The organism is Agrobacterium sp. LEGMi-208b (assembly GCF_059511785.1).
Window position 1 is genome coordinate 1224412 of record NZ_CM183446.1, and the last position, 24857, is coordinate 1249268.

General features: G+C 60.8%; 25 protein-coding genes. 22 read left to right on the forward strand and 3 right to left on the reverse strand.

The genetic code is table 11. The annotated features are described in order from the left end of the window. Positions 1 to 30: 30 nt before the first annotated feature. The 22 genes from AC5YUO_RS20195 (at position 31) to phnE (AC5YUO_RS20300) (ending at position 20916) form a co-directional block, all read left to right on the forward strand. Positions 31 to 1581, forward strand: a complete 1551-nt coding sequence (locus tag AC5YUO_RS20195) for an ABC transporter substrate-binding protein (protein WP_496154921.1) — start codon at positions 31 to 33, stop codon at positions 1579 to 1581. 23 nt (positions 1582 to 1604) lie between these two features. Further along, positions 1605 to 2486, forward strand: coding sequence for a dihydrodipicolinate synthase family protein (locus AC5YUO_RS20200; RefSeq protein ID WP_496154922.1), 882 nt, complete (start codon positions 1605 to 1607; stop codon positions 2484 to 2486). Positions 2487 to 2519: 33 nt separating this feature from the next. Further along, positions 2520 to 3479, forward strand: coding sequence for a nucleoside hydrolase (locus tag AC5YUO_RS20205; protein WP_496154923.1), 960 nt, complete (start codon positions 2520 to 2522; stop codon positions 3477 to 3479). Then, on the forward strand, positions 3476 to 4456 hold the full coding sequence (locus AC5YUO_RS20210; RefSeq protein WP_496154924.1) for a nucleoside hydrolase: 981 nt from the start codon (positions 3476 to 3478) through the stop codon (positions 4454 to 4456). The genes AC5YUO_RS20205 and AC5YUO_RS20210 overlap by 4 nt, the downstream gene beginning before the upstream one ends. Next, complete coding sequence (locus AC5YUO_RS20215) at positions 4453 to 5427, forward strand: ABC transporter permease (RefSeq protein ID WP_496154925.1); 975 nt, start codon at positions 4453 to 4455, stop codon at positions 5425 to 5427. The genes AC5YUO_RS20210 and AC5YUO_RS20215 overlap by 4 nt, the downstream gene beginning before the upstream one ends. After that, positions 5427 to 6365, forward strand: a complete 939-nt coding sequence (locus AC5YUO_RS20220; RefSeq protein WP_035264986.1) for an ABC transporter permease — start codon at positions 5427 to 5429, stop codon at positions 6363 to 6365. Before AC5YUO_RS20215 ends, AC5YUO_RS20220 begins: the two co-directional genes overlap by 1 nt. Before the next feature lie 4 nt (positions 6366 to 6369). Continuing rightward, complete coding sequence (locus AC5YUO_RS20225; RefSeq protein WP_496154926.1) at positions 6370 to 8175, forward strand: ABC transporter ATP-binding protein; 1806 nt, start codon at positions 6370 to 6372, stop codon at positions 8173 to 8175. 12 nt (positions 8176 to 8187) lie between these two features. Next, positions 8188 to 9075 (forward strand): ribokinase, encoded by an 888-nt coding sequence (locus AC5YUO_RS20230; protein ID WP_496154927.1) that lies wholly within the window; start codon positions 8188 to 8190, stop codon positions 9073 to 9075. After that, on the forward strand, positions 9066 to 9449 hold the full coding sequence (locus tag AC5YUO_RS20235) for a transporter substrate-binding domain-containing protein (protein ID WP_496154928.1): 384 nt from the start codon (positions 9066 to 9068) through the stop codon (positions 9447 to 9449). Before AC5YUO_RS20230 ends, AC5YUO_RS20235 begins: the two co-directional genes overlap by 10 nt. A 101-nt stretch (positions 9450 to 9550) precedes the next feature. Next, positions 9551 to 10354: a PfkB family carbohydrate kinase gene (locus tag AC5YUO_RS20240; protein WP_496154929.1), complete on the forward strand. Its 804-nt coding sequence runs from the start codon at positions 9551 to 9553 to the stop codon at positions 10352 to 10354. Between the two features lie 127 nt (positions 10355 to 10481). Beyond that, on the forward strand, positions 10482 to 11264 hold the full coding sequence (gene phnF / locus AC5YUO_RS20245; RefSeq protein WP_496154930.1) for a phosphonate metabolism transcriptional regulator PhnF: 783 nt from the start codon (positions 10482 to 10484) through the stop codon (positions 11262 to 11264). Then, positions 11257 to 11715, forward strand: coding sequence for a phosphonate C-P lyase system protein PhnG (locus AC5YUO_RS20250; protein WP_496154931.1), 459 nt, complete (start codon positions 11257 to 11259; stop codon positions 11713 to 11715). Before phnF ends, AC5YUO_RS20250 begins: the two co-directional genes overlap by 8 nt. 2 nt (positions 11716 to 11717) lie before the next feature. After that, positions 11718 to 12275: a phosphonate C-P lyase system protein PhnH gene (phnH, locus tag AC5YUO_RS20255; RefSeq protein WP_496154932.1), complete on the forward strand. Its 558-nt coding sequence runs from the start codon at positions 11718 to 11720 to the stop codon at positions 12273 to 12275. Continuing rightward, positions 12263 to 13363 (forward strand): carbon-phosphorus lyase complex subunit PhnI, encoded by a 1101-nt coding sequence (locus AC5YUO_RS20260; protein ID WP_496154933.1) that lies wholly within the window; start codon positions 12263 to 12265, stop codon positions 13361 to 13363. The genes phnH and AC5YUO_RS20260 overlap by 13 nt, the downstream gene beginning before the upstream one ends. Then, complete coding sequence (locus tag AC5YUO_RS20265) at positions 13360 to 14274, forward strand: alpha-D-ribose 1-methylphosphonate 5-phosphate C-P-lyase PhnJ (protein ID WP_496154934.1); 915 nt, start codon at positions 13360 to 13362, stop codon at positions 14272 to 14274. The genes AC5YUO_RS20260 and AC5YUO_RS20265 overlap by 4 nt, the downstream gene beginning before the upstream one ends. Continuing rightward, the gene (locus tag AC5YUO_RS20270; RefSeq protein WP_400816330.1) at positions 14274 to 15101 is read left to right on the forward strand and encodes an ATP-binding cassette domain-containing protein; all 828 of its coding nucleotides are present in this window, start codon (positions 14274 to 14276) and stop codon (positions 15099 to 15101) included. The genes AC5YUO_RS20265 and AC5YUO_RS20270 overlap by 1 nt, the downstream gene beginning before the upstream one ends. Before the next feature lie 15 nt (positions 15102 to 15116). After that, positions 15117 to 15857 (forward strand): phosphonate C-P lyase system protein PhnL, encoded by a 741-nt coding sequence (locus AC5YUO_RS20275; protein ID WP_496154935.1) that lies wholly within the window; start codon positions 15117 to 15119, stop codon positions 15855 to 15857. Continuing rightward, on the forward strand, positions 15844 to 17013 hold the full coding sequence (locus AC5YUO_RS20280; RefSeq protein ID WP_496154936.1) for an alpha-D-ribose 1-methylphosphonate 5-triphosphate diphosphatase: 1170 nt from the start codon (positions 15844 to 15846) through the stop codon (positions 17011 to 17013). The genes AC5YUO_RS20275 and AC5YUO_RS20280 overlap by 14 nt, the downstream gene beginning before the upstream one ends. Before the next feature lie 246 nt (positions 17014 to 17259). After that, positions 17260 to 18084 (forward strand): phosphonate ABC transporter ATP-binding protein, encoded by an 825-nt coding sequence (phnC, locus tag AC5YUO_RS20285; protein WP_496154937.1) that lies wholly within the window; start codon positions 17260 to 17262, stop codon positions 18082 to 18084. Between the two features lie 56 nt (positions 18085 to 18140). Next, positions 18141 to 19058 carry a phosphonate ABC transporter substrate-binding protein gene (gene phnD, locus AC5YUO_RS20290; protein ID WP_496154938.1) on the forward strand — a complete coding sequence of 306 codons (918 nt, stop codon included), beginning with the start codon at positions 18141 to 18143 and terminating at the stop codon, positions 19056 to 19058. 65 nt (positions 19059 to 19123) lie between these two features. Beyond that, positions 19124 to 20068, forward strand: a complete 945-nt coding sequence (gene phnE, locus AC5YUO_RS20295; RefSeq protein ID WP_496154939.1) for a phosphonate ABC transporter, permease protein PhnE — start codon at positions 19124 to 19126, stop codon at positions 20066 to 20068. After that, complete coding sequence (phnE, locus tag AC5YUO_RS20300) at positions 20065 to 20916, forward strand: phosphonate ABC transporter, permease protein PhnE (RefSeq protein ID WP_496154940.1); 852 nt, start codon at positions 20065 to 20067, stop codon at positions 20914 to 20916. The genes phnE (AC5YUO_RS20295) and phnE (AC5YUO_RS20300) overlap by 4 nt, the downstream gene beginning before the upstream one ends. A gap of 315 nt (positions 20917 to 21231) precedes the next feature. Here phnE (AC5YUO_RS20300) and AC5YUO_RS20305 read toward each other — a convergent pair whose 3' ends face one another. The 3 genes from AC5YUO_RS20305 to AC5YUO_RS20315 all read right to left on the reverse strand — a co-directional run bounded on the left by AC5YUO_RS20305 (position 21232) and on the right by AC5YUO_RS20315 (position 24543). Next, complete coding sequence (locus AC5YUO_RS20305) at positions 21232 to 21834, reverse strand: M35 family metallo-endopeptidase (protein WP_496154941.1); 603 nt, start codon at positions 21832 to 21834, stop codon at positions 21232 to 21234. Between the two features lie 105 nt (positions 21835 to 21939). Then, on the reverse strand, positions 21940 to 23328 hold the full coding sequence (locus AC5YUO_RS20310; RefSeq protein WP_496154942.1) for a thiol-activated cytolysin family protein: 1389 nt from the start codon (positions 23326 to 23328) through the stop codon (positions 21940 to 21942). A gap of 90 nt (positions 23329 to 23418) precedes the next feature. After that, positions 23419 to 24543, reverse strand: a complete 1125-nt coding sequence (locus tag AC5YUO_RS20315) for a helix-turn-helix domain-containing protein (RefSeq protein WP_496154943.1) — start codon at positions 24541 to 24543, stop codon at positions 23419 to 23421. Positions 24544 to 24857: the final 314 nt, after the last annotated feature.

The window sequence follows — 24857 nt, forward strand, 5'->3', positions numbered from 1 at the left end:
CGGGTCGGACAACCCGGAGGAGTCCCCGCCATGAAATTTTCCATTTTCGCAGCCGCAATGGCAGCGTCTGTTTTCGCCATGCCGTTCGCGAGCGAGGCCCGGGATCTGACCGTTGGTCTGTCCGCCTCCACGACGTCCATGGATCCACAATTTTATGTCGTCGGCCCGAACAGTGCGATGGCGCGCAACATTTTCGATGGCCTCGTCAATCAGGACGACAAGCAGCAGATTCAGCCGGCGCTCGCTGTTTCCTGGAAAATCGTCGATGACAAGACTTGGGAATTCAAGCTGCGCGAAGGCGTGAAATTTCACGACGGCAGCGATTTCACCGCTGAGGACGTGGTCGCCAGCATCAAGCGCATCCCTTTGGCATCGACCAACAGCCCAAGCTCGTTCGCCGCTTACGTGAAGGCCATCACCGAGGTCGAAGCCGTCGATCCGCTGACGGTCCGTATCAAGACTGCCGGCCCGACGCCGCTTCTGCTCAACAATCTCAGTCGTATCGCGATGCTTCCGGCCGAAATGGAAAAGGTTACGACGGGCGAAATGAACACCGGCAAGGGTGTTATCGGCACCGGCCCGTTCAAATTCGTTTCCTGGTCGCCGGACGATAATGTCGTTGTTGCACGCAATGATGCCTATTGGGGCGAAAAAGCTGCGTGGGACAAGGTGACCTTCCGGGTTTTCAAGAACCCGAGCGCGCGCGTTGCCGCCATGCTTTCGGGCGATGTAGACATGATCGAAAGCATTCCGACGGCCGATACCCGCCGGCTTGAGGCATCCGACAAGCTGAAAGTCGTCAATATTGCCGGCAACCGCATCATGTATCTGCACATGGACCAAGCCCGTGAAGAATCGCCTTTCGCCAAGGGTCCGGATGGCAAGAACCCGCTCCTGAAACCGGAAGTGCGACGCGCTCTGTCCCTGTCGATCAACCGCGAAGCGCTGGTCGACCGCATCATGGACGGGCAGGGCGTGCCGGCCGGCCAGGTCGTGCCGGAAGGTTATTTTGGTTATGATCCCGCCATCAAGGTCGATGCCTATGACCCGACCAAGGCCAAGGAACTGTTGGCGAAGGCCGGCTATCCCGACGGTTTCCAGCTGACCTTCCATGCATCGAATGACCGTTATCCGAACGATAGCAAGGTTGCGCAGGCCATCGGCCAGTTCTTCAGCCGCGTCGGCGTGAAGACCGAAGTCGCCACCCTGCCGGGCAGCGTCTATTTTACCCGTGCCTCGAACCTCGAGTTTTCGTTCATCATGGGCGGTGCCGCCGTCGAAACCGGTGAGGCTTCGGGCGTTCTTGGACCGATCCTCGAGACGTACGGCGAAAAGGCCGGTCAGGGCAATCGCGGTCGTTATTCCAACCCGGAATTCGACAAGGCCCTGAACGAAGCCCGCTCGACGCTCGACGACGCCAAGCGCGAGGAGCTTCTGAAGAAGGCCACAGAAATCGCGATGACGGATCTCGGTGTCATTCCGGTTTTCTATCTCGCCAACACCTGGGCGGTGAAGAGCGATATCAACTATGCAGGTCGTTCCGACGGTTACACGCTTCCCTACTACGTGAAGCCGAACTGATCGAAGAAAAGGAGCGGTCCACCATGTCTTTCAGCGGTGTATTTCCCTATCTCGTTTCCCCGGTCGATAGCCGCGGCGAGGTGATGCAAGGTGTGCTGACGGATCTGGTGGACCACCTGGTCGACGCGGGCGTGCATGGTCTGACGCCCCTCGGCAGCACGGGTGAATTTGCCTATCTCTCCCAGGAGCAAAGACGCCGCGTTGTCGATACCGTGATCTCGGCCAATCGCGGCCGGGTTCCCGTTATCGCCGGCGTGGCGTCGACTTCTACTGCCGACGCCGTTGCCCAGACGGAATATATGGTCGCGGCCGGTGCGGATGGCATTCTGGCGATCCTCGAAGCGTACTTTCCGGTCAGCGACGAGGGTGTGGAAGCCTATTTCACTGCGATCGCCGGGGCGGCCAAGGGCCGTCCGGTGGTGCTCTATACCAATCCGCAGTTCCAGCGTTCCGATCTTTCATTGCCGGTTATCGAGCGACTGAGCCGGATCGATAATATCCGCTACATCAAGGATGCCTCGACCAATACGGGGCGTCTGTTGTCCATCATCGAGCGGACCCGCGGCCGGATGGAAGTATTTGCAGCCTCCGCGCACATCCCGGTCTGCGTGATGATGATTGGCGGTGTGGGCTGGATGGCCGGTCCGGCCTGCATCGTGCCCAGGCAGAGCATTGCGCTTTATGAGGTGGCCAAGGCCGGTGACTGGACGCGTGCGATGGACCTTCAGCGGCCGATGTGGAAGGTCAACGAGATTTTCGCAAAGTATTCGATCGCCGCCTGCATCAAGACGGCGCTCGATCTGCAGGGTTTTGCCGTCGGTGCGCCGATACATCCGCAAATGCCGCTCGGCGAAGCCGCGCGAGCGGAAATCGCCAGTGTGCTGCGCGATGTCGGCGCGCTCTGAGTTTTATGATCCCACACATTGAAGGCATTGAGAATGAAGCCGATTTCGATCATCGTCGATTGTGATCCCGGTATCGATGACACGATTGCCCTGTTGACCGCATTCGTTTCGCCGGAACTCAGGATTCTGGGCATTACTCCGGTCTGTGGCAACCAGCCGCTGGAGCGCACGGTGCGTAATGCGCTGCAGGTCTGCGAACTCGGCAATCGTGCCGACATCCCGGTCTATGCCGGCTGCTTCCGGCCGATGCTGCGTGAGGCGATCCATGGCCAGTTTCATGGCAAGACCGGCCTCGGCAACACCGTATTGCCGGAACCGGTGAAGAAGGCGGAAGAGACGTCCGCCGTCGATTTCCTGATCGACGCGCTGGGCAAGGCCGCCAACCAGGGCGAGCGTATCACGCTCTGCTGCCTGGGACCGCTGACCAATGTCGCGGTTGCCTTGCGCATGAAGCCACAGATCGCCGAAGGCATCGAACGCATCGTCATGATGGGCGGCGCTTATCGTGAACCGGGCAACCGCACCATGACCTCGGAATTCAACGTTCTGGCCGACCCGCATGCCGCACATGTGGTGTTTTCGAGCGGCATTCCGCTTGTTGCCCTGTCGCTGGATGCCACGCATCAGGTCATGTTGAAACCGGAGCATGTCGCCGAGTTTTCGCGTGTCAGCGGTCGCATCTCCGAAACATTGGCCGAGTTGATGGCGTTTTGGGATCGCAACGATGTACGCCGTTATGGTTCGCGTGGCGGCCCGCTGCATGATCCCTTGGTCATGGCCTATATTCTTGCCCCGCAGCTGTTCGAAACCCAGAGGGCACGCGTTTTCGTCGAATATGAAAGCGAGCTTTGCATGGGCCAGACGATTGCCGACTGGTACGGCAAGAGCGGCCTGGAGCCGAATGCCGATATCGTCACCAAGGTCGATGCGGAAGGCGTGATCGCCTTCTTCCTCGAGCGCCTGTCGCGTTATGCCGAAAAGGTCGTCGCATGAAACCTCACAAGGTCATCATCGATGCGGATCCGGGCGTGGACGATGCCGCCGCCATTCTGATGGCGCTTGCCTCACCGGAAATCGAGGTTCTGGGGCTGTCCATTGTCGCCGGCAATGTGCCGCTTCGCGATACGGTCACCAATGCCTGCAAGCTGGTCGGCCTGAGCGGACGGCGTGATGTGCCGGTTTATGCCGGTGCCAGCGGTCCGCTGGTACGCGAACAGGTCTATGGAAAATATGCCCGCATCGGCGCTTTCGACGACACGCTGGTCAAGGCTGGCGATATCGTTGCGGCGGAAGAAAATGCGGTGCGGTTTATCGTCCGCACGGCGCGGGCGGCAGCTGCGGCAGGCGAGCCGGTCACCATCTGCGCTATCGGGCCGATGACGAATGTGGCGCTGGCGTTGATCCAGCATCCGGACGTTGCCCGCGGCATCTGCCGGATCGTTTCGATGGGCGGCGCATTTACGGCTCTCGGTCACCGTACACCCTGGGCAGAGTTCAACATCTATGCCGACCCGCACGCGGCGGAAATCGTCTTCCAGTCCGGCGTGCCCGTTGTGCTGATGCCGCTCGACATGACGTTTCAGGCGCTGTTCACGGCCGATCATTTCGAAAGTTTTCGGGCAGGCGGCGAAGCGGGTGCGGCGCTCTATAATCTTTTCTCCACCTTCGACCGTAGCGATGAAAAACGCTTTGGCCGGCCGGGCGGACCGATCCATGATGCGACGACGATCGCCTGGCTGATCCGACCCGAATTGTTCACCAGCCGCGAGGCTTTTGTCGGCGTCGAGGTCACCGGCCTCACGATGGGTTACACCTACGCCGATTTCTACAACAAGATGGACCGGACGGCGAATACCACCGTCGTCACCGATGTCGACGAGGCCGGTTTCATCGAATTGCTGATCGAGCGCATCGCCCGCCATGGCGGTGCAGCGCCCGGCAGAAAAACTCTGGGAGGCTCAAACTCATGAGCGGATATCTTCTAAGCCGGTCGCTACAAACCGTGCTCACGCTTTTTGTCATGTCGGTTCTGGTCTTCGTCGGCCTCTATCTCGTCGGCAATCCGGTTGACGTGCTGCTGAGCCCGACTGCGACACCGGCGGAACGCCTGCAGGTCATCCAGTCCTTCGGCCTCGACAAGTCGGTTTGGGAACAATACTGGCTATTCCTCACGCGTGCGCTTTCCGGCGATCTCGGCAATTCCTTTGTGTTCAACCAGCCGGCGCTGACCCTGATTTTGAACCGCATGCCGGCAACGCTGGAACTTGCCTTCGTCGCGCTTTTTATGGCGCTTGTTATCGGCATTCCGCTCGGCGTTTATGCTGGCCTCAAGCCGAAGGGCTTTGTTTCCAAGTCGATCATGACCTTCTCGATCCTCGGTTTCAGCCTGCCGACGTTCTGGATCGGGCTCGTCATGATCATGCTGTTCAGCGTCTATTTGGGCTGGTTGCCCGCATCGGGTCGCGGTGAGACTGTCAACGTCCTTGGCGTGCCGCTCAGCCTGTTCACGTTCGATGGTTTGACGCATCTGCTGCTGCCGGCCTTCAATCTGGCGCTGTTCAAGATTTCGCTGGTCATCCGTCTTACCCGCGCCGGCGTGATGGAAACCATGCAGCTCGATTTCGTTCGTTTCGCCCGCGCCAAGGGTTTGCCGGAGCGCCGTATCGTCACCGTGCATGTGCTGAAGAACACGCTGATCCCGTTGATCACCGTCATCGGTCTGGAACTTGGCTCGCTGATCGCTTTCGCTGTCGTCACGGAAACGATCTTTGCCTGGCCAGGCATGGGCAAGCTGATCATCGACGCCATCGGCGTTCTCGACCGTCCCGTCATCCTCGCCTACCTGATGATCACCGTAGTGATGTTCAGCATCATCAATCTTCTGGTCGACATTCTGTACTCCATCGTCGACCCCCGCGTTCGCCTTGAGGGGAATTCGTAATGACCGACAACAACAGCTCGACCGTTTCGGTTCATGCCGCAGCAAACAGCGGCGCGAAATCCACCTCGCGTTCACCCGCACGGGAAGTCGTCCATGCGCTGCTGCACGACAAGCTCGCGCTCGTCGGCATCATACTGGTGACGATCTTTATCGTGGCTGCCATCTTCGCACCGGTCATCGCGCCGCAAAATCCGTATGATCTGGCTCAGCTCGACATTCTCGACGGTCGCCTGCCACCGGGTTCGGAAAGCATGTCGGGCATGACCTATCTGATCGGCACCGACACGCAGGGCCGCGACCTGTTCAGCGCCATTCTCTATGGCCTGCGCACCAGTATCCTCGTCGGCCTCTCCAGTGCGGCGATCGCGCTCGTCATCGGCGCATCGATCGGCCTCACCAGCGCTTATGTCGGCGGCCGGCTGGACTCGGTGCTGATGCGTATCGTCGATATCCAGCTGAGCTTCCCCGCAATCCTGATTGCGCTGATTTTCCTCGCCATTCTCGGCCAGGGCGTCGACAAGATCATTCTGGCGCTGGTGGTGACGCAATGGGCCTATTATGCCCGCACGATCCGCGGTTCGGCGCTGGTCGAGCGCAAACGCGCTTATGTCGATGCCGCCCGCTCGATGGCGCTGCCGGACCGTAACATCCTGTTCCGGCACATCCTGCCGAACTGCCTGCCGCCGCTGATTGTCGTCGCCACCATGCGTGTCGCTTATGCCATCATGCTGGAAGCAACGCTTTCCTTCCTCGGCATCGGTCTGCCGGTGACGGAACCGTCCCTTGGTCTGCTGATCTCGAACGGCTTCGAATACCTGCTTTCCGGTGACTACTGGATCAGCCTATTCCCGGGCATCGCCCTTCTGTTGCTCATCGTCGCGATCAACCTGATCGGCGATTCCCTGCGCGACATCCTCAATCCGCGTCGTGAGGGCTAAGATCATGACCAATCCAATTCTTTCGATTTCCAATCTCAACACGGCCTTCCGCGTCGGTGGCGAGTGGCGCAATGTCGTGCATGATGTCAGCTTCGATATCGCGCCAAAAGAAACCGTTGCCGTTGTCGGTGAATCCGGTTCGGGCAAGAGCGTCACGGCGATGTCGATCATGCGGCTTCTGTCGCCGGGCAATTCGCGCGTGGCCGGAAAGATCGAGTTCGAGGGCAAGGACCTTCTGTCGATCCCGCTTGAAGACATGCAGAAAATCCGCGGCAATCGCATTGGCATGATCTTTCAGGAGCCGATGACTTCGCTCAACCCGGTGCTGAAGATCGGTGCGCAGATCACCGAGGTCCTGCGCCAGCACCGCGGTATGACGGAAATCGAAGCTCAGGCAGAAGCCGTGCGGCTTCTGGAAAAGGTCCACATTCCCTCGGCAAAGTCGCGCCTTAACGAATACCCGATGAATTTTTCGGGCGGCATGCGCCAGCGTGTCGTTATCGCGATTGCACTTGCCTGTGACCCCAAGCTGCTGATCGCCGACGAACCGACGACGGCGCTCGATGTGACCATCCAGGCGCAGATCCTCGAACTCATCAAGACACTGCAGGAAGAGGAAGGCATGTCCGTTCTCTTCATCACCCATGACATGGGCGTTGTTGCGGAAATATCCGACCGTACGGTGGTGATGTATCGTGGCGAACAGGTTGAGACCGGCACGACGCATGATCTCTTTGCCGGCGCCAAACATCCCTATACCCGCGCGCTGTTGTCGGCAGTACCACAGCTTGGCTCGATGACCGGCAAGGATCGTCCGTTGCGGTTTCCGCAGGTGGACATGGCAACCGGGGAAATCCAGCCGGTCAAGCCGACCGAGGATACGGTCAAGCGCAACCACCCACCGATCCTCAAGGTCGACAACCTGATTACGCGCTTTCCGATCAGGAAGGGTTTCCTGCGCAAAACCATCGGCTGCATCCACGCGGTCGAAGGCGTATCGCTGGAACTACGTCAGGGGGAAACCCTGTCGTTGGTCGGCGAATCCGGTTGCGGTAAATCTACCACCGGTCGCTCGATCATTCGGCTTACCGATGCGGTATCCGGTGAAGTGCAGATTGGCGGCAAGAATGTACTCACGGCCGGCAAGAGCGACCTCGCCGATATCCGCCGCGAAGCGCAGATGATCTTCCAGGACCCGTTCGAAAGCCTCAATCCACGCATCCGCGTCGGCCAGGCGATCGCCGAGCCGATCGTCACCCATGGTCTGGCGCCAGCTTCGCAAGCGCGTCAGCGCGTCGGTGACCTTCTGGAACGTGTCGGCCTTTCCGCTTCGATGGCGGACCGCTTCCCGCACGAATTTTCCGGCGGCCAGCGTCAGCGCGTCTGTATCGCCCGCGCCCTCGCGCTGGAGCCGAAGCTCCTGATTGCCGACGAGTCGGTGTCCGCGCTCGATGTCTCGGTCAAGGCACAGGTCATCAATCTGATGCTGGACCTGCAGGAAAAATACGGTCTCGGTTACCTCTTCATCAGCCACGACATGGCGGTTGTCGAGCGCATCAGCCACCGCGTCGCCGTGATGTATCTCGGAGAGATCGTCGAGATAGGCCCGCGTCAGGCCGTCTTCGAAAACCCGCAACACGAATATACCAAGCGGCTGATGGCGGCGGTCCCGATCGCCGATCCGTCGCGCCGACAGACGCGCCGCATCTCCAATGACGAGATCAAGAGTCCCTTCCGCCCTGCAGATTACGTGCCTCCGAAGCGGACATACGAAGAAGCGGGCGAAGGTCACTTCGTTCAGATCGCGTAAGGAAACCGCGTCATGATCATCACCTTCGGCTCAATCAATGTCGACTTCGTTTATGAGGTCGAGGACATGCCGCAACCGGGCCAGACGCTGCTTGCCAAACGTTTCCGCACGGAAGCCGGCGGCAAAGGCGCCAACCAGGCGCTTGCAGCGGCCCGGGACGGTGCCGAAGTGGTGATGGTGGGTGCGGTCGGGCAGGATGGTCTGGCCGAAATCGGCTTGCAGAACCTGAAGACGGCAACGGATATCAGCCGCGTCGCCTCTCTTGGCGCACCGACCGGCAATGCCTCGATCCATATCGACGCCAAGGGTCGGAATATGATTGTGGTGGCGGCTGGCGCCAACCTCGCGGTTTCTTCGAATTGCGTGGAAGAGGATCTGTTGCAGCGGGCCAATATCGTGCTCATGCAAATGGAAAACGATGTCGCCGAAGTGGAAAAACTCATCCGCCGCACGCGTGCCTCCAAAGCCACCTCGATCCTCAACCTCGCACCGGCATTTCCTTTGTCGGAAGAGGTTCTGTCTTTGTGCGATTTGATTGTCGTCAATGAAGACGAAGCCGAGGCTTTGGCGGGTTGGCTTGGTTGCGATGCATCGGCAGAGGCCTTGTCTCTGCGTCTCGGCACCGGCGTTCTGCGCACACTCGGCGGTGAAGGCGCGGAAGCCTGCGCGTTTGGAGAACATGTTCGTATCGCGGCAATTTCCGTCGACGTACAGGACACAACGGCAGCCGGCGATTGTTTCGTCGGCGTGCTTGCCTCGGGATTGGACTGCGGCTTGCCGCTGAAGGCGGCTATGCGGCGGGCGTCGATCGCCGCGGCGCTGACATGCTCACGAAGAGGTAGTCAGAGCAGTATCCCCGACCGGCGGGCTACGGATTCCGTCGATAACAGGTGCAACTAACTTGGCGGCATGAGGTTGCCAGCTCTTTCTCACCTGATTCGGAGCCGACCGGCTCGGATTATGAAGCCGCCGTTCTTCTCGCAAAGGACCTCGGCGTTTCCTTGGAGATCGTCGAAGTCACCGGACCAAATCGCGTTCCTTTCCTCGTCAGCAATCGCGCCGATGTGGTGATATCGACCTTTTCGATTACGCCGGAAAGGGAGAAGGTCATCGACTTCTCCGTACCCTACGCCAGTGCCTTGCAATTCGTTGCCGCGCCGAGGAGCCTTGAGTTGAAGAGCCGGGACGATCTCTCAGGCCAGCGCGTCGGCGTGACCCGTGGCACAACAGGAGATACCGTGCTTTCGAAGATTTCGCCCATCCGCTTTCAATAGCTATACTTGCTCAAATATCCGTCATGCCCCCGTAAAATGGGGCGTCTATCGTTCCTTTCAGGAGCGGAAAATTCGCGGCATCGACGAAAGATAAGGCAAGCATGTATCAGGTGATCGTCATCGGCTCGGTCAACCACGACCGCATCTGGCAGCTCGACGATCCGCTGGTTGCGGGCGGGCGGCTGCGGTTTTCCTCACGCGAAATCCATCTTGGCGGCGGTGGCTTTTTCACCGGCTGCCAGCTTCTTGACCTCGGCGCCAAAGTCGTCCTCGTTAACCGGCTGATGCGGGACGAACAGGGTCTGCGTGCCCTCGAAACGCTGCGTGAAATGGGTTTCGACACCGGGCAGGTGGCGCTGCATCCCGGCGAAACCAGGCCGCTGGAAATCCTGCTCGAACCGAACGGCGAGCGGACGATCCTCTATTGCGGGGATCGCAGCAGTCCGTTGTTTGCGGCCAGCGCTCCATTCAGCGGCGATGCGGCCTATCTCAACGCGCTCAATCTCGATGCTGGCCTCGTCGCTGAGCTCGGTACGATCCCACTCGTCATCTCGCAACTGCCGCTACGCCCGGCCACACCTCGCCCCGCCGACTACGTCATCTCGTCGCGCCACGATGCGGACGACGGGATCGAGATCGCCTGGCGGCGCGCCCGGGCGATTGCGGGTCCGCGGTTGAAAATGCTGGTCCTGACCGACGGCCCCCGCCCGGTCACCCTGTTCGACGGACGTAACGTCGTTGAAGTCGCTCCGGCGCCAACCGTCCATGTCAAAAGCACGATCGGCGCCGGCGACCGCTTCAGCGGCGCTTTCCTCCATGCCCTGCTCGATGGTGAGACCGCAGCTTCCGCTGCAACCCGGGCCAGCCGCCAGACAGCCGACTGGTTGCGCCGCACGAGCGGTTGAACTGCGGCAAGCGCCCGCCGTTAGAAATCCCGGCAAATGCCCATTCGGACATACGACTGTCATTGAGGCCAGCTATAAACATAGTCATCCGAATGAATTTGAAGTCGTCCGAACATATAGGCTGGCCATGGTGCAGACCGAACGCCCGAAATCGGGCCAATGGCAATCCATCGAAAGGCAGATCAGCCGGGATATCGCGTCCGGGGCTCTGGCTCCGCGCAGTCAACTCCCGACCGAACTGGAAATCATGCGGCGCTTCGGCGTTGGCCGGCACACCGTGCGGCGCGCGATCTCCGAACTTGCGGCTGCCGGCAAGGTGCGGGTCGAACAGGGCCGCGGCACATTTGTGGAGGAACAGTCGGTCATCCGTTATGCGATTGCCAGGCGCACGCGGTTCAGCCGCAACCTGAAGGAACAGGGGCGGGTCCCTTCCGGCCAGCCCATCGATGAGATGGAGATTGCCGTCCCGCCGGTCGTCGCTGCGGCGCTGCGCATTCCGGAAGGTTCGAAGGTCTATATGATCCTGCGGCGCAGCTTTGCCGACGACGTGCCGATAACGGTTGGCCGAAGCTATTATCCGGTCGAGCGCTTTCCGGACATGCCGGGGCGCCGCCGTGCCGGCTCGTCGATCACCGAAATCTATCGGGAATTCGGCATCCCGGACTATGTGCGACAGGCCACCACCATTTTCGCCCGCCTGCCGATCGCCGAGGAAGCCCGGCTTCTGGCGCAATCCCCGGAACAGCCGGTCCTCGTCACCCAGAAGGTCGACGTCGACATGCAAGGCCGGCCGATCGCCTATTCCGAAGTGGTCTGGGCCGGCGAGAGAATGCAGTTCGTCATCGATAACGATGAAGCGCCCGGAGGCCGGGCAACGGGAATACCCGCAGAGAGGAAGACCAATGACTGACGTTGCGACCGGCGGGCCGGTCATCGCAGCCTATACCCATGGGCAGGCGCTCGACATTCTGGCGGCAAGCCGCCCCGAAACCATCAAGGCCTGCGCCGAGACCCTATTGACCGATCTCGGCGCCGTCTGCGTCGTCACCAACCGCACCGGGCTCGCCATGCTGCCCTTCATGGATACGGTGCGCAACACCGCCTTCCATCTCGGCGAGGTTCTGGTGGCGGAAGCGCATATCCGCGTGCCGGAGCGCGATGTTGAAGGTTACGGCGCCGTCACCGGCCGCGATCTCGAACATGCGATGGCGATGGCCGTCATCGACGCGGCCATCGCCGCCGAGCACCGGCCCGGCCCGATCCTCGAATTTCTGGATGCCGAAAGCCGCCACCTCGAAGCAACCGACCGCGAACGGCTGAAAAAGGTCGAGGCGACCCGCGTGCAGATGGAGACCTTCTGACCATGTCGCTCTCCCTGATCCCGACCGCCGACGACAGCCGCACCAATGCGGCATTCGACGCGTTGATGTGGGCGCTCAGCCGTCCCGGCCTCATTCGTTCCCTGCCCTTCGCCGGCTTCGAGACACTGGCCGAAAGCCTGCTCGACCGCGAATGCACCTTCTTCGCTGCCGATGACGCCGCGCTCGACCGGCGGCTCGCCGACACCGGCGCTCACCGCGCTCCCCTCGACAGGGCCGAATATGTCTTCGCCCCGCTCGGCTGCGCAGCCGAGGTCGAGGCGCTGTCGCCGCTGCGCAGCGGTTCGCTTGCCTATCCGGACGAAGCCGCGACGCTGTTTGCGCCCGCAGAGATCGGTTCCGGCCAGACCCTTCGCCTTACCGGCCCCGGCATCAAGGGGTCGCTGACGATTGAAATCGGCGGCATCGACCCGTCCTTCTGGGCAATGCGCGAAAAGGCGATCCGCTATCCGCTCGGCTGGGATCTCTACCTCGTCGATGCCGACCGGCTGGTCGGCCTGCCCCGTTCCACGAAAATCGAGGTGCTCAGATGGCCTATGTAGCAACCCGTGGCGGTGAACGCGCCATCGAACAGGCCGAAAACCTGTTCCGCGACGATCTCGGCCCGATCACCCGCGCCCGTATCGATGCCGTCAGACAAGGTCTGCCTTATCTGATTGATCGCGTCATGGGCGAGGCATCGCTCTATGAACCGGATCTCGCGGCACTCGCCATCGCCCAGGCCGGCGGCGAGCTTTACGAAGCGGTGCTGCTGCTGCGCGCCTATCGCACCACCCAGCCGCGCCTTGCGGTCTGCGAACCGGTCGCGCAGACGGATCTCTTCACCCTCCGCCGCATCTCGGCCGCTTTCAAGGATATTCCCGGCGGCCAGATCCTTGGGCCGACGCTCGATTATTCGCACCGCCTGCTACAGGTCGGCGTGCTGAAGGGCGAGGATTATACGCCCGATCCGGTCATCCCGAGCGCAGAACCGGCGCCGGCGACCCAGCCGTCACTCGCCGCCTGGCAGAAGGCGCAGGGCCTGATCAAGGATTACCCCTCAGAGGCAATCGCGCCCGACGATATTCCCGACCTCACCCGCCAGCCGCTGCTTTTCCCGGCCGAGCGCGCCCACAAGCTGCAAAGCCTGGCGCGCGCCGATACCGGCGGCACGCTGGCGCTCGGCTACGCCACCATGCGCGGTTACGGCGACGTCCACCCGACCGTCAACGAACTGCGCCTCGCCGAAGCGCCGGTGCGGCTGCGCCACCCGCGCGGCACCGTCTTCAGCGCCGGCCGCGTGCGTGTCAGCCAGACCGAGGTCATCACCAAGACCCATGAATTGCAGCTCGGCTTCTCGGCCACTTTCGGCTGGAACGAGGTGAAGGTGATCGCCGCCGCGACGCTCGATATCGCCTCCAGCCAGCCGAACGCGCATCCGGCCTCCAACGAGGAATTCGTGCTCTACCATACCGAGCCGGTCGAAAGCTCCGGCTTCTGCATCCACTTCAAGCTGCCCCACTATGTCACCTTCCAGTCGAGCCTCGACGCGATCCGCCGCGTCAAGGCCGATGGGGAAGCCGCGGTTTCCAGGCCGGCGGCCGAGGCGGCGCTTTTCGAACAGGAAGACGAGGAAGAGGTCGCGCTGTGACGACGCTACAGGAACTCACCAGGCCCTGGGCGGCCTTCAATTACGGCTTTCTCGATGAATCGGCCAAGCGCGAACTGCGCCGCCGCATCCTGAAGGCCATCGCGGTGCCGGGTTATCAGGTGCCCTATGCCAGCCGCGAAGTGCCGATCGCTCGCGGCTGGGGAACCGGCGGCCTGCAGGTGACGCTGACGCTTTTGAAGCCGACATCGATCGTCAAGGTCATCGACCAGGGCGCGGACGATTCGGTTAATGCCAGCAGCATCCGCAAATTCGTCGGCCGCGTCGGCGGGGCTGTCGAGACCGAGGATACGAGGCAGGCGACGATCATCCAGTCGCGCCACCGCATTCCCGAAGAGAAGATGCGCGAGGACCAGATCCTCGTGTTGCAGGTGCCGAACCCGGAGCCGCTGCGCCCCGTCCAGCCGGACATGTCGGTTGCCCGGCAAATGCACGGCGACGCCGATTACGGCCAGCTCTGGCTGATCCTCTACGAACAGCTCGTCCGCTCCGGCCGCATCATGCAGGGGTCGAGCTATCCGAGCATGGTCAACGGCCGCCACGTCATGACGCCATCGCCTATCCCGCGCTGGGACGTGCCGAAGCTTAATCAGGCCGACCATCTGACGATCCTCTCGGCCGGCCGCGAAAAGCGCATTTTCGCCGTGCCGCCCTATACCAGCGTCGAACCGCTGGTCTTCGACGACGTGCCCTACCGGGTTGAGGATCATCAGGACAAGACCTGCTACCGCAGCCATGTCACCGGCTATTTCATGAACGAGCTGCCGCAGGAAGACGGCTCGTCGCAATACGAACTCTCCGACAGCCATTTCGGCGTCAAGCACATCCAGAAATCGGATGGCGAGACGGTCGAGATCGGCGAAACCTGGTACAAAAACGGAAAGATGGGCTGATGGCGGCGCTTAATTTCGACAACACGGCCGGTCTGAAGCGCCAGCCGCCGAAACTCATGCTGGCAGAACCGATCCTGACGATGCGCGGCATCGCCAGGAATTACGGCGATGTCACGGCTCTCGCCGGCGTCGACGCCACCGTCTATCCGGGCGAAGTGCTCGGCATCGTCGGCGAATCCGGCTCCGGCAAGTCGACGCTGCTCAGAATGATGAATCTCGAGGACACGCCGGATACCGGCACCTATAATCTGGCGCTGCCGGGCCATGCGGACCGCGACCTCTTCACGCTCGACCGCTTTGAGCGGCGTATGCTGCGCGCCCACCATATCGGCATCGTCTACCAGAACCCGCATCTCGGCCTGTTGATGAACCACACGAGCAGCGGCAATGTCGCCGAACGCCTGCTGATCGCCGGAAAACGCAACTTCGCCGAACTGCGCGCCCGCGCGAAAGAATCCCTCGATGCGTCGGAATTCCCGATCGACCGCATGGATGCCCGGCCGCGCGAACTCTCCGGCGGCATGCAGCAGCGCGTCCAGCTTGCCAAGGCGATCGCGCTGGAACCGGCCGTGCTGCTCCTCGACGAGCCGACCACCGGCCTCGACGTCAGCGTCCAGGCGCTGGTGCTCGATACGCTGAAAAGATTGCAGCGTGACCGCGCGATCACCATGGTTCTCGTCTCCCACGATCTCGGCGTCATACGCACGATGGCTGACCGGGTTATGGTCATGCGCCGGGGGGAAGTGGTGGAACAGGGTCTCGCCGACCAGATTTTCCAGGATCCGCAGCACAGCTACACCCAGCAACTCGTTCACGCGAAACTCTGAAAGGGAGATGGGATCATGAACATTCAAGTGTCTCCCAAGCGCCCGCCCGTGCTGCGCATCGAAGGTCTCGCCAAACAGTTCGAGATGCATCACCTCAAGCGGACGCTCCATGCTTTCGAGAATATCGAATTCGAACTCTGCGAAGGCGAATTCATCCTTTTGAGGGGCGAAAACGGCGCGGGCAAATCCACCCTGCTGCGCACCATCTACCGCTCCTACCTGCCGCGCGCCGGCCATGCCTGGTATTACACCAAGGAAGGCGCGATCGATCTGGCATCGGCCGCCGATGTCGATATCGCCGTGCTGCGCCGCCGGGAAATCGGCTTCGTCACCCAGTTCCTCAATGCCCGCCCGCGCGTCGCGGCCGAGGAAATCGTCGCCGAACCCTTGCGTCTCGCCGGCATGGCGCATGGGCAAGCCCTGGCGGAGGCTCGCCGGTGGCTCTCAGCCTTCGGCGTCAAGCCGCAGCTCTGGCCGGCCTATCCCTCCACCTTTTCCGGCGGTGAGCAGCAGAAGGTCAATCTGGCCCGCGCCCTCATCCTGCCGCAGCGCCTGCTGCTGCTCGACGAGCCGACCGCCTCGCTCGACCGTTCGGCGCGCAAGGCCCTGGTCGACCGGCTTGCCGAACTCAAGGCGTCCGGTGTGGCGATGATCGGCGTCTTCCATCACCCGGAAGACGTCGCCCATCTCATCGATCGGGAAATTCAACTGGAAACCATCAAGATTACGGATGAGACAGACAATGTGGTTGACTAATTTCGAAATCGTCCTGAAGGACCGGGTCATCGAGCGCGGCGCGCTGCGGATCGAAAACGGCCTGATCGCCGAGATCAGCGAAAAGCAGGTCGCCAATGCGGATATCGATGGCGAAGGCCGGCTGCTCCTGCCGGGCTTCGTCGATATGCATGGCGACATGATCGAGAAGGAAATCGAGCCGCGCGCCAATGTGCGCATGCCGCTCGAACTCGGCATTTACGACCTCGACAAGAAGCTCGCGGCGAACGGTATCACCACCGCCTATGCGGCGCTGGCCTTCACACCGGCGACCTACGGCAATGTCCGCTCCGTGGAGCATACGACGGCGCTGATTTCGGCGCTCACCGACATGCGCGACAAGCTTTTGATCGACCACCGCGTCCATGCCCGTTTTGAGATCACCTATCCCTCGGCGATAGACGTCGCCGAAAGACTGATGACTTCAGGTGCGCTCGGCATGATCTCGCTGATGGACCACACGCCGGGACAGGGCCAGTATCGCGACCTCGAAATCCACACCCGCAACATGGCGAAGGCGAGAAAGATCGACTATGCCACGGCCGTTGAGATGGTGAAGGAGCGCATTGCCCAGCGCGAAGCCCATGGCGACGCCATGCATGTCGTGACCGGCCTGGCCGAACTGGCGCGGGAAAGGGGCGTGGCAATCGCCTCCCACGACGACGATACGCTCGAAAAGGTTGCGCTGATGCATGGCATCGGCGCCGCGATCAGCGAATTCCCGATCACGCTCGAAGTGGCGACGGAAGCCAAGCGGCTGGGACTGGCGACCGCCATGGGCGCGCCGAACGCGCTGCGCGGTCTCTCCTATTCCGGCAATCTCTCGGCGCGCGAGGCTTTCGAGGCCGGCGTGCTCGATATATTGGCCAGCGATTATCACCCCTCGGCCATCCTACCGGCGGTGATCGCTCTCGCGGAGTTGAGCGATGGCGGTCTGCCGGCCGCCGTGGCGCTTGCCAGCGCCAACCCGGCGGCGGCCTTGGGTCTCACCGACCGCGGCCGGATCGCCGAGGGCCTGCGCGCCGACCTCGTGATCGCCGAACGCAGCCGCATGCCACGCCTGCGCGCCACCATAAGGGGCGGCCGGAAAATCTGGTCCGACGGCGCCGTGAGGGTCGCACGCCCGGTAGCGGCATAAGAACGTTTCGAAAACACCCTGCGGGCTGGAGGTGATTTCCGGCCCGAAATGGTCTGCCATTCCAAAATATCCTGCAATCGTTCGGAAAAATCGAACATATTCTGACAATATAAGAATAAATTTCCAAAGATAAACGATTTATAAATAATTCTGTCACGGACACGGATTAATAATTCATCTCAGAAACCGAGCATCCTCCATCTCGATAGATGGCGGGAAGAAACTTTCTTTGCTTCAAGGGCGAGATTGATGCTGGAGCTATATTCCATCAAAAAGACATTCGGTCAGACGAATGCTGTCGATGACGTGACGATTACTGTTGAGGCCGGTCAGATGGTCGGCATTATCGGCCGCAGCGGAGCGGGCAAATCGACCCTGCTCAGGCTCGTCAACCGGCTGATCGAGCCGACCACCGGCCGCATCATGTTCGAGGGCCGCGACATTACCCAGCTCAGGGGCCGTGATCTGCGGCTATGGCGCGCCTCCTGCGCCATGATCTTCCAGCAGTTCAATCTGGTCGAGCGCATGGACGTTCTGACCAACGTCCTGATCGGCCGTATCGCCCACCAGGGTGTCTTCCCGACCGTCGCACGCCGCTTTACGGAAGAGGAAACCGCCATGGCGGTGCAGGCGCTGGCGCGTCTCGATCTCCTGTCGCAGGCCCTCCAGAAGGCCGGCACGCTGTCCGGCGGCCAGCAGCAGCGCGTCGCGATCGCCAAGGCGCTGGTGCAGCGCCCGCAGATCATGCTGGCCGACGAGCCGATCGCCTCGCTCGACCCCGCCAATGCGACCCGCGTCATGGAGGCGCTGCGCCGCATCAACCGCGAGGACCGGATCACCGTTCTCGTCAACCTGCATACGCTCGATACGGCGCGGGCCTATTGCGACCGGATCATCGCCATGCGCTTTGGCCGCGTGGTTTTCGAAGGTACGCCGGCGGAACTGACCCGCGAGCGCCTGAACAGCATCTACGGCGACGAGAGCGGCGAATTCGAACTCGACGAAACCGTGACATCGACGGCCATTCGCCCCCCGGCGGAAAAAGACAGCCGGCAGACGGCGATGGCCTGACGACCCTTCGGCACCGGCAATGGCGCCGGGCCGCAAGTTCATCCTTGGAGAGATCAATGAAAAACGTCCTCATGACAGTGGCCGTGACGGCTGCGTTTGCCTTTTCCGGCCTGAGCACCGCCCAGGCGCAGGAATGGAAGCAGACCTACAAGACGATCCGCTTCGGCATCACCTCCGCCGAAAACGAAAGGGACCGTATCGCCCGCTGGAAGGGCTTTACGGCCTATCTGGAAAATCAACTCGGCGTGAAGGTCGAGATTTTCACCGCCGGCAGCTATGACGGTGTCGTCCAGGCGCTTTCCTCCAACCAGATCGAGTTCGCCAATCTCGGTTCGTCGGCCTATGCCGCCGCCTATACCGAAAGCAATGGCGGCGTCGAGCCCCTTCTCGCCCAGGTCGACAAGGACGGCGCCAGCGGCTATTTCTCGGTCGTTACCGTGCGTTGCGACTCCGGTTACAAGAAGATCGAAGACCTGAAGGGCAAGGTTCTCGCCTTCGCCGATCCGGATTCCACTTCCGGCTATGCCGTGCCGTTCTTCAACCTCGTCAAGCAGGGTTACGATCCGAAGACCTACTTCTCGGCGATCCCTTTCTCGGGCTCGCATGAGACGGGCGTCATGGGCGTGTTCAACAAGCAGTTCGACGCGGCCGCGACCTATATCAACACCGAGAAGAACGGCATTCCGCAGCGCATGGAAGAAAAGGGCATGATTCCCGCCGGCCAGATCTGCCGCATCTGGCAGTCGCCGGAAATCACCAACGGTCCGCTGACCACCCGCAAGAATCTGCCGGCCGACCTCATCGCCGCCGTCAAGAACGCAATCAAGGCGCTGCCGAAGAACGACCCGGCCGTCTACAAGGAAATCACCTCCGGCAACGAATCCCAGGTCGGCTATATCGAGGTCGATCACAAGCGTTACGAATGGATCGTCGAAATGCGCGAATGGCTGCGCAAGCAGCGCCGCCAGGGCTGATGCAGCGTGGCGCCGGATTTCACCGGCGCCACTTCTTTTCCAGATAGGCCAAGGTTGTTCAAACAATGACCGTTCAAGCGATGACCGATCAATCAATAACCGTTCAATCTCTGGCGATCGGCAATTTCCACGCCGACTATGCGCGGGCACGGCGAAGCGCGCGGCGCGTGCAGATCGTCTCGACGCTGCTTTTCGTCGCGGCCGTGCTGTTTTCGGCCTATGTCGGCGGCTTTTTCGGCTTCACCGACGTCTCTTTGCCCGGCGGCGAGCGTGTTTCGATGCTTAAGATCTGGGCCGGCCTGCCGCGGCTTGGCGAATATCTGGAAAAGACCGTTCCGAAACTGCGTTTTGCGACCTTCGGCGCCGATCTCGCCGAATGGTTCTGGCGTTGGAAAACCTGGCTCAACCTGCTTTTGGAGACGATCCTGATCGCCTATGCGGCGACGGTGCTCGGCGTCTTCGGCGGTTTCGTCTTGAGCTTCTTTGCCGCCCGCAACTTAAGCCCCGGCAGGCTCGCCTCGACCGTGACCCGCCGCTATCTCGAAATCATCCGCACCGTGCCGGAACTGGTCTGGGCGCTGATCTTCGTCTTCTGTTTCGGCATCGGGCCGCTCGCCGGCGTGCTGGCGATCGGGCTTCACGCGACCGGCTCGCTCGGCAAGCTCTATTCGGAAGCCAACGAGAATATCGACATGCGGCCGATCGAAGGTGTCAGGGCGTCGGGCGGCAACTGGTTCCAGCAGATGCGTTACGGCGCGGTGCCGCAGGTCATCCCCAACATCATCAGCTATACCCTGCTGCGTTTCGAGATCAACGTCCGCTCGTCCTCGATCATCGGTTATGTCGGCGCCGGCGGCCTCGGCCAGGAAATCCGCACCGCCATGTCGCTACAGGAATATACCGACCTCTCGGCGCTGTTCGTCATCATCCTGGTGACGGTGACGATCATGGACTTCGCCAGCGAAAAGCTGCGCCACCGCATCATCGGCCTTTCGGAGAGCTGGGCATGACCGCAGAAACCATCGCGAGGCAAGCCGATAGCGTGGCGGCCGCAAGGCTGCGGCTGCCCGAAGCCTTCGACAAGCCGCTCGCAAAGCGCATCCTGCCCTTCGCCATCGTCTTGTTGCTGCTCGCGCCGGTCGTTTATGCGGCCATCGCCTTCGGCGTCACGCCGGCGCGCATTCTCCAGGGCCTGACGCGGCTCGGCAATATCATCGCCTTCATGTTCCCGCCGCATGTCTGGACCAAATGGGAAGAATGGCGCGAAATCCTCGAGGGCCTCGGCGAAACCGCCGTCATGGCCTTTCTCGGCACGCTGCTTGGCGCGGTCGCCGCCCTACCGCTCGCCCTTTTAGGCGCCAAGAACATCATGCCGCTCGGCTGGCTGCGGCTCATTTCGCGGCGCGGCTTCGATGCGCTGCGCGCCGTGGAGCAGATCATCCTGGCGCTGATCTTCATCCGCGCCTTCGGCCTCGGCCCCATGGCCGGTATCCTGGCGATTGCGGTGTCGGAAATCGGCACATTTGCAAAACTTTTCGCGGAAGCGATCGAGAATACGTCGCGCCGGCCGGTCGAGGGCGTCAAGGCCTCGGGGGGCAGCCGCTTCCAGGCGATCCGCTATGCGATCATCCCGCAATCGCTTCCGGTCATCCTGTCGATCATCCTCTATAATTTTGAATCCAACGCCCGCTCCGGCACCATCCTCGGCATCGTCGGCGCCGGCGGCATCGGCTTCCTGCTTGCAGACCGCATGCATGCCTTCCGCTGGCCGGAAGCCTGGTCGATCATCTTCCTGATCATCGCCATGGTCTATCTGATAGACGCTGCATCGGCCTGGCTGCGCAAAAGGCTGATCTGAAAACGAGGGTCGGCCGAGATGTTCGGCAGGCTTCAGCGTGAAAAAACTCGAAACTTCTTGCGGAACAATCTGGGAGGCTGAGCGATGCGGTGGCAATGCGGGGCTCTGACGCCATCTCGATGCCATCAGGACGCTCTATTATTTAGGGTACGGTATCCGGACGGCTCATATACGGGGTGATATGCAGGGCGTACAACGCTTTGGAGGCTTCACCCTTTGTGGCACCTGTTGCATGCGGCGATGTGGATCTTAGAATTTTAAACGACAAAGGGACAGGCATGCACCTGTCCCTCGCTTTTCGCACGCCGTGCAAATCTACTTCGCCGACAAGTCTTCCATGAAGAACTCATAATTGTCGGCATTGTCGACCGCCTCATTGGGATTGCCGGCGGCCCGTTTCTGGGCATTCGCCCGGCCATAAGTGTAGTCCTGAGTGCCGGCTACCACGTGGGTCAGTTCGTGCAGCAGCGTCCCGGCACGCGAATCTTCGCCGGTCAACGGGGCTTTGAAGAATGCGGCGCACAGCCCGATATAGTCCCTGCCGTGGGTTGTCAGGGCAAAAGTGCCGTTGCCGCAGCGTTGTGGTACGCATTCGACGGTGAAGGTTTCCTTGTTTTGTAGAAGATCGCGCACGCCGCCGATTGTGTTCTGCACTCTCGTCAACCGGGTCTGGTTGGCCTTGCCGAACCAGGTTTCGTAAAGCGGCGACGTCTTTTTCACAGTCATGTCATCAACTGCATTCGCGGCTTTTTTGGCGATCGGCGTAATTCTGGCAAATGCCTCGTTCGTCGCGGTGCGGTGCTCCTTTGTGCAGTTCGCGTCATATTTCAAATTGGTGGCGTGAGCTTGGCCGGCGACCGCAAGCAGCATGCCCAGAGCCAGGATCGTGCATGATTTATGGGGATGAATGGATGACATGGATAATCTCCTTGATGAGAAATGCACTGCTCGCCCGAGACGAGTCAGCCCGGAATCTCCGGTTGGCTTGATGATATGATGAGGCCGGAGGCAATTACCGGGTCGTCAGTCCTCAATGGTCATGTTCATCGTCGTGCCGCGGATCGTGACAATCCTGTCGCGGTCGAGGGTCGGATAGGATTTGAACGCCGTGTGGTGCTTGTCCCAGACTATCCATGTGTCATTCGTCGCCTTCACCATGAAGTCCCGGGCGTCGCCTGGAAATGGCGGCAAGGTGCAATCATAGGGGTTTGTCTTACCGTGCGAAGTCCAACTTCTCGAGGCAAAGACGGTCTTATCGTCCGTGCTCGCGGCCTCATCCACTTCGTTCCACGTAACATCGAATTTGGCGGCGTAACCGCCGCGATGGCGAACAGTGATCAGTCGATCCGAAAGCACCTTGCGGTCAACTTCAACATATCTGGTGGTATTTCTGATCTCTGACACCTTCGCCGACTTCAGGTCCGCCACGACATACGAAATCGGATAGCCCAGATTGTCCTTGGACAAGACAATACCCTTCTCGATAACTTCCCTGATTTTGTCGATCTCGCCTACCAGCAGGGGTGTCGAGCCCTCGCCGGCGCCAAGCACGATCGCCTGAAATGAGGAGACATTGGCGATGCTTTCATATTTGGCCTTGGTCTCGGCACTCACCTCGACACCGCCGGTCGAAACATCAAGCGCGGCTTCGGCGTCGTGTTCGCTCACATGCTCGCTTGTCCGCATCTGAACGATCATGATCCTGCCGTAGTCGACGCTGCGCACAAAGCCGGGCGGCTCGGCGTTGGCCATGTTGTTTTTTGACAGGGTTACACTGGCATCGAAGACATCGCCGGCTTCCTGCGGATCCTGCGCGACGACCGTGTAATAGATCTGGCGGAATACCCGGTAGACGATGGTCTCGCTGTCGTTCGAAGACGACTTCAGGTTGGCGGTGGCGCTGTTCTTGCCCCATTGGGCGCCAAAACCGAGCGATATGCCGATCTGTTCCTGGGTGTATGATTTATGAGAGCTTGAGAAAGCGCGCATCGGCGGGAAGTAGCCGCCAGTGTCCTTCAGCCAGGTGTTGACGGTCTTCTCGATGGCGATCGACACGGATGTGTAGTCCGGCATTTCGACCCGGAGTTCGCTTCGCTCTTCCAGGCCAGGTAATTCCACCCGCAGGGTCAGGGGTGCCCGGGCAAGGCGATAGGGCGTGGGGCGTCCTTCCGCCAGGGTCTGGTCCTGTTTGATGACAGCGCCCGGAAATATCACCCCGGCCGCGGGGTTCAACAGCGCACTCGACTCGATCTTCTGATCGAGATTGATCTCACGCTTGCTGCAAATGATAACCGAGCCGGAAGCGCGTTCGCGGTTGGGAAATTTGGGCTGGGACGTTGGCTGCAAATCCAGCGCCAGCAGTCTGTCCAAATCATAGTCGAGGCTGTTGATATAGTCTGTATTCTTGGACATGGCATCCTCCGTTGATGGCAACGGTGGGATGTTCCCTCCGCGACGTCATCTACGGCAGTGCAGCCCCGTATCAATTGAGGGCAACGCGTATCAATCTGAATCCGAATCCGCCAGGGCTGACCTGACGTGGCGGAGCGGGCTACGGCGAAACTCGCCGGGTGTCATGCCGAAGCGCTTGGCAAACTGGCGATTGAAGGTTCGTAGATCGACGAAGCCATTGCTCAGCGCCAGGGTGGCAATCGGCGTCTGGCTCGGCGCGGTCTGTAACAGTTTGCCCATGCGCTCCAGCCGCGCCATGCGGATAGCACCTGCCACGGTGAGGTCGCGATCGGCGAAACAACGGTAGAGCGTAGCGCGCGAGCAACGAACGCCATGCGCCACCGAGTCCGCGTCCAATGTCAGGTCGCTCAGATGCGCGTCGATATAGCGGGTCGCCGCTACGAACAACGCACGGCGCGCCATAGGCGCATCGGCGGGGCCGTGTTGCTGATAGACGGAACGCAACGCCCCAAGAGTAAGGTCGGTAACACTGCCGAACACCATGCCTTTTTCCATTGCCGACATCTGCTCGATATATTCGGCCAGCAATCGCAATTGAGCTATGAGGAAAGGTGCCAATCTCGACTTATGCAGCGCTTCGACAATGCACTCTTCCGCCGGCACGTCGCCATTGAAGGCGTCCACCAGCGCATTGCGCCGCAAGGTCAGGGCAATGGCCATATGGTTGGCACGCCAAGCCACACGCGAGGGTTTCGTCGGATCGTAAACGAAAAAATCATTGAGGCCGGCGCACAAGGCCGCACCGGTTGACGTCGCATGCTGGCGCTCGCCTGCTAATGTCAAGCCGATAGCGATGTCGTCATGTGCGCCCGACAGCGCACTCGATGGCGGCCGGCTGCCCGAAATGGCCTCTGAGCGGTAGCGGAACAACGTGCCTGTCGGTGTCACCGTGCCGATCGTGTCGGCCTTAAAATCCAAGCGTTGTGTATCGTTAGGCGCATCCGGCTCAAAATCATAGAACGCGATATTTGTCCAAGCGTCGTAGCGTTGGCGCTGTGCCACCTCCTCGCTGCTCAACGACAACTGGACGCTTTTGCTCGGTACTCCGGCATCCGGGGTCCACTTGCCCTCCGCCGGCGACCACAGCCAGATTTCCGGAGACCAGGCTCGCGGTTTGGAAGAGTCTGATGCGCTATCCGACATGATTTGTTGCATAGCGTCGCCCTGATACGGTCTTTAACGGCCGCCGAGCCATAGAAATCGCAAGGTCGGCATCATCAAGCATGGACATCCATTTTCCCCGGGGGCTACGCGATCGTGTTCTCTTCGGCGCTCAAGCTTCTGTAATGGCACTCAGAATCATAAACCCCACAACACATGGGAGTGGGAATTTCGCCAGCGATGGTCAACACAGGGTTAACCAAGACAATTACCGTGCTGACTGCACAGTCAGCCCCGGTTTCCTGCAATGCCTCGAACAGGATTCCGGAGGCGATCATCGTTCCAAAGCGGCCGCCAGTTACAGCGCC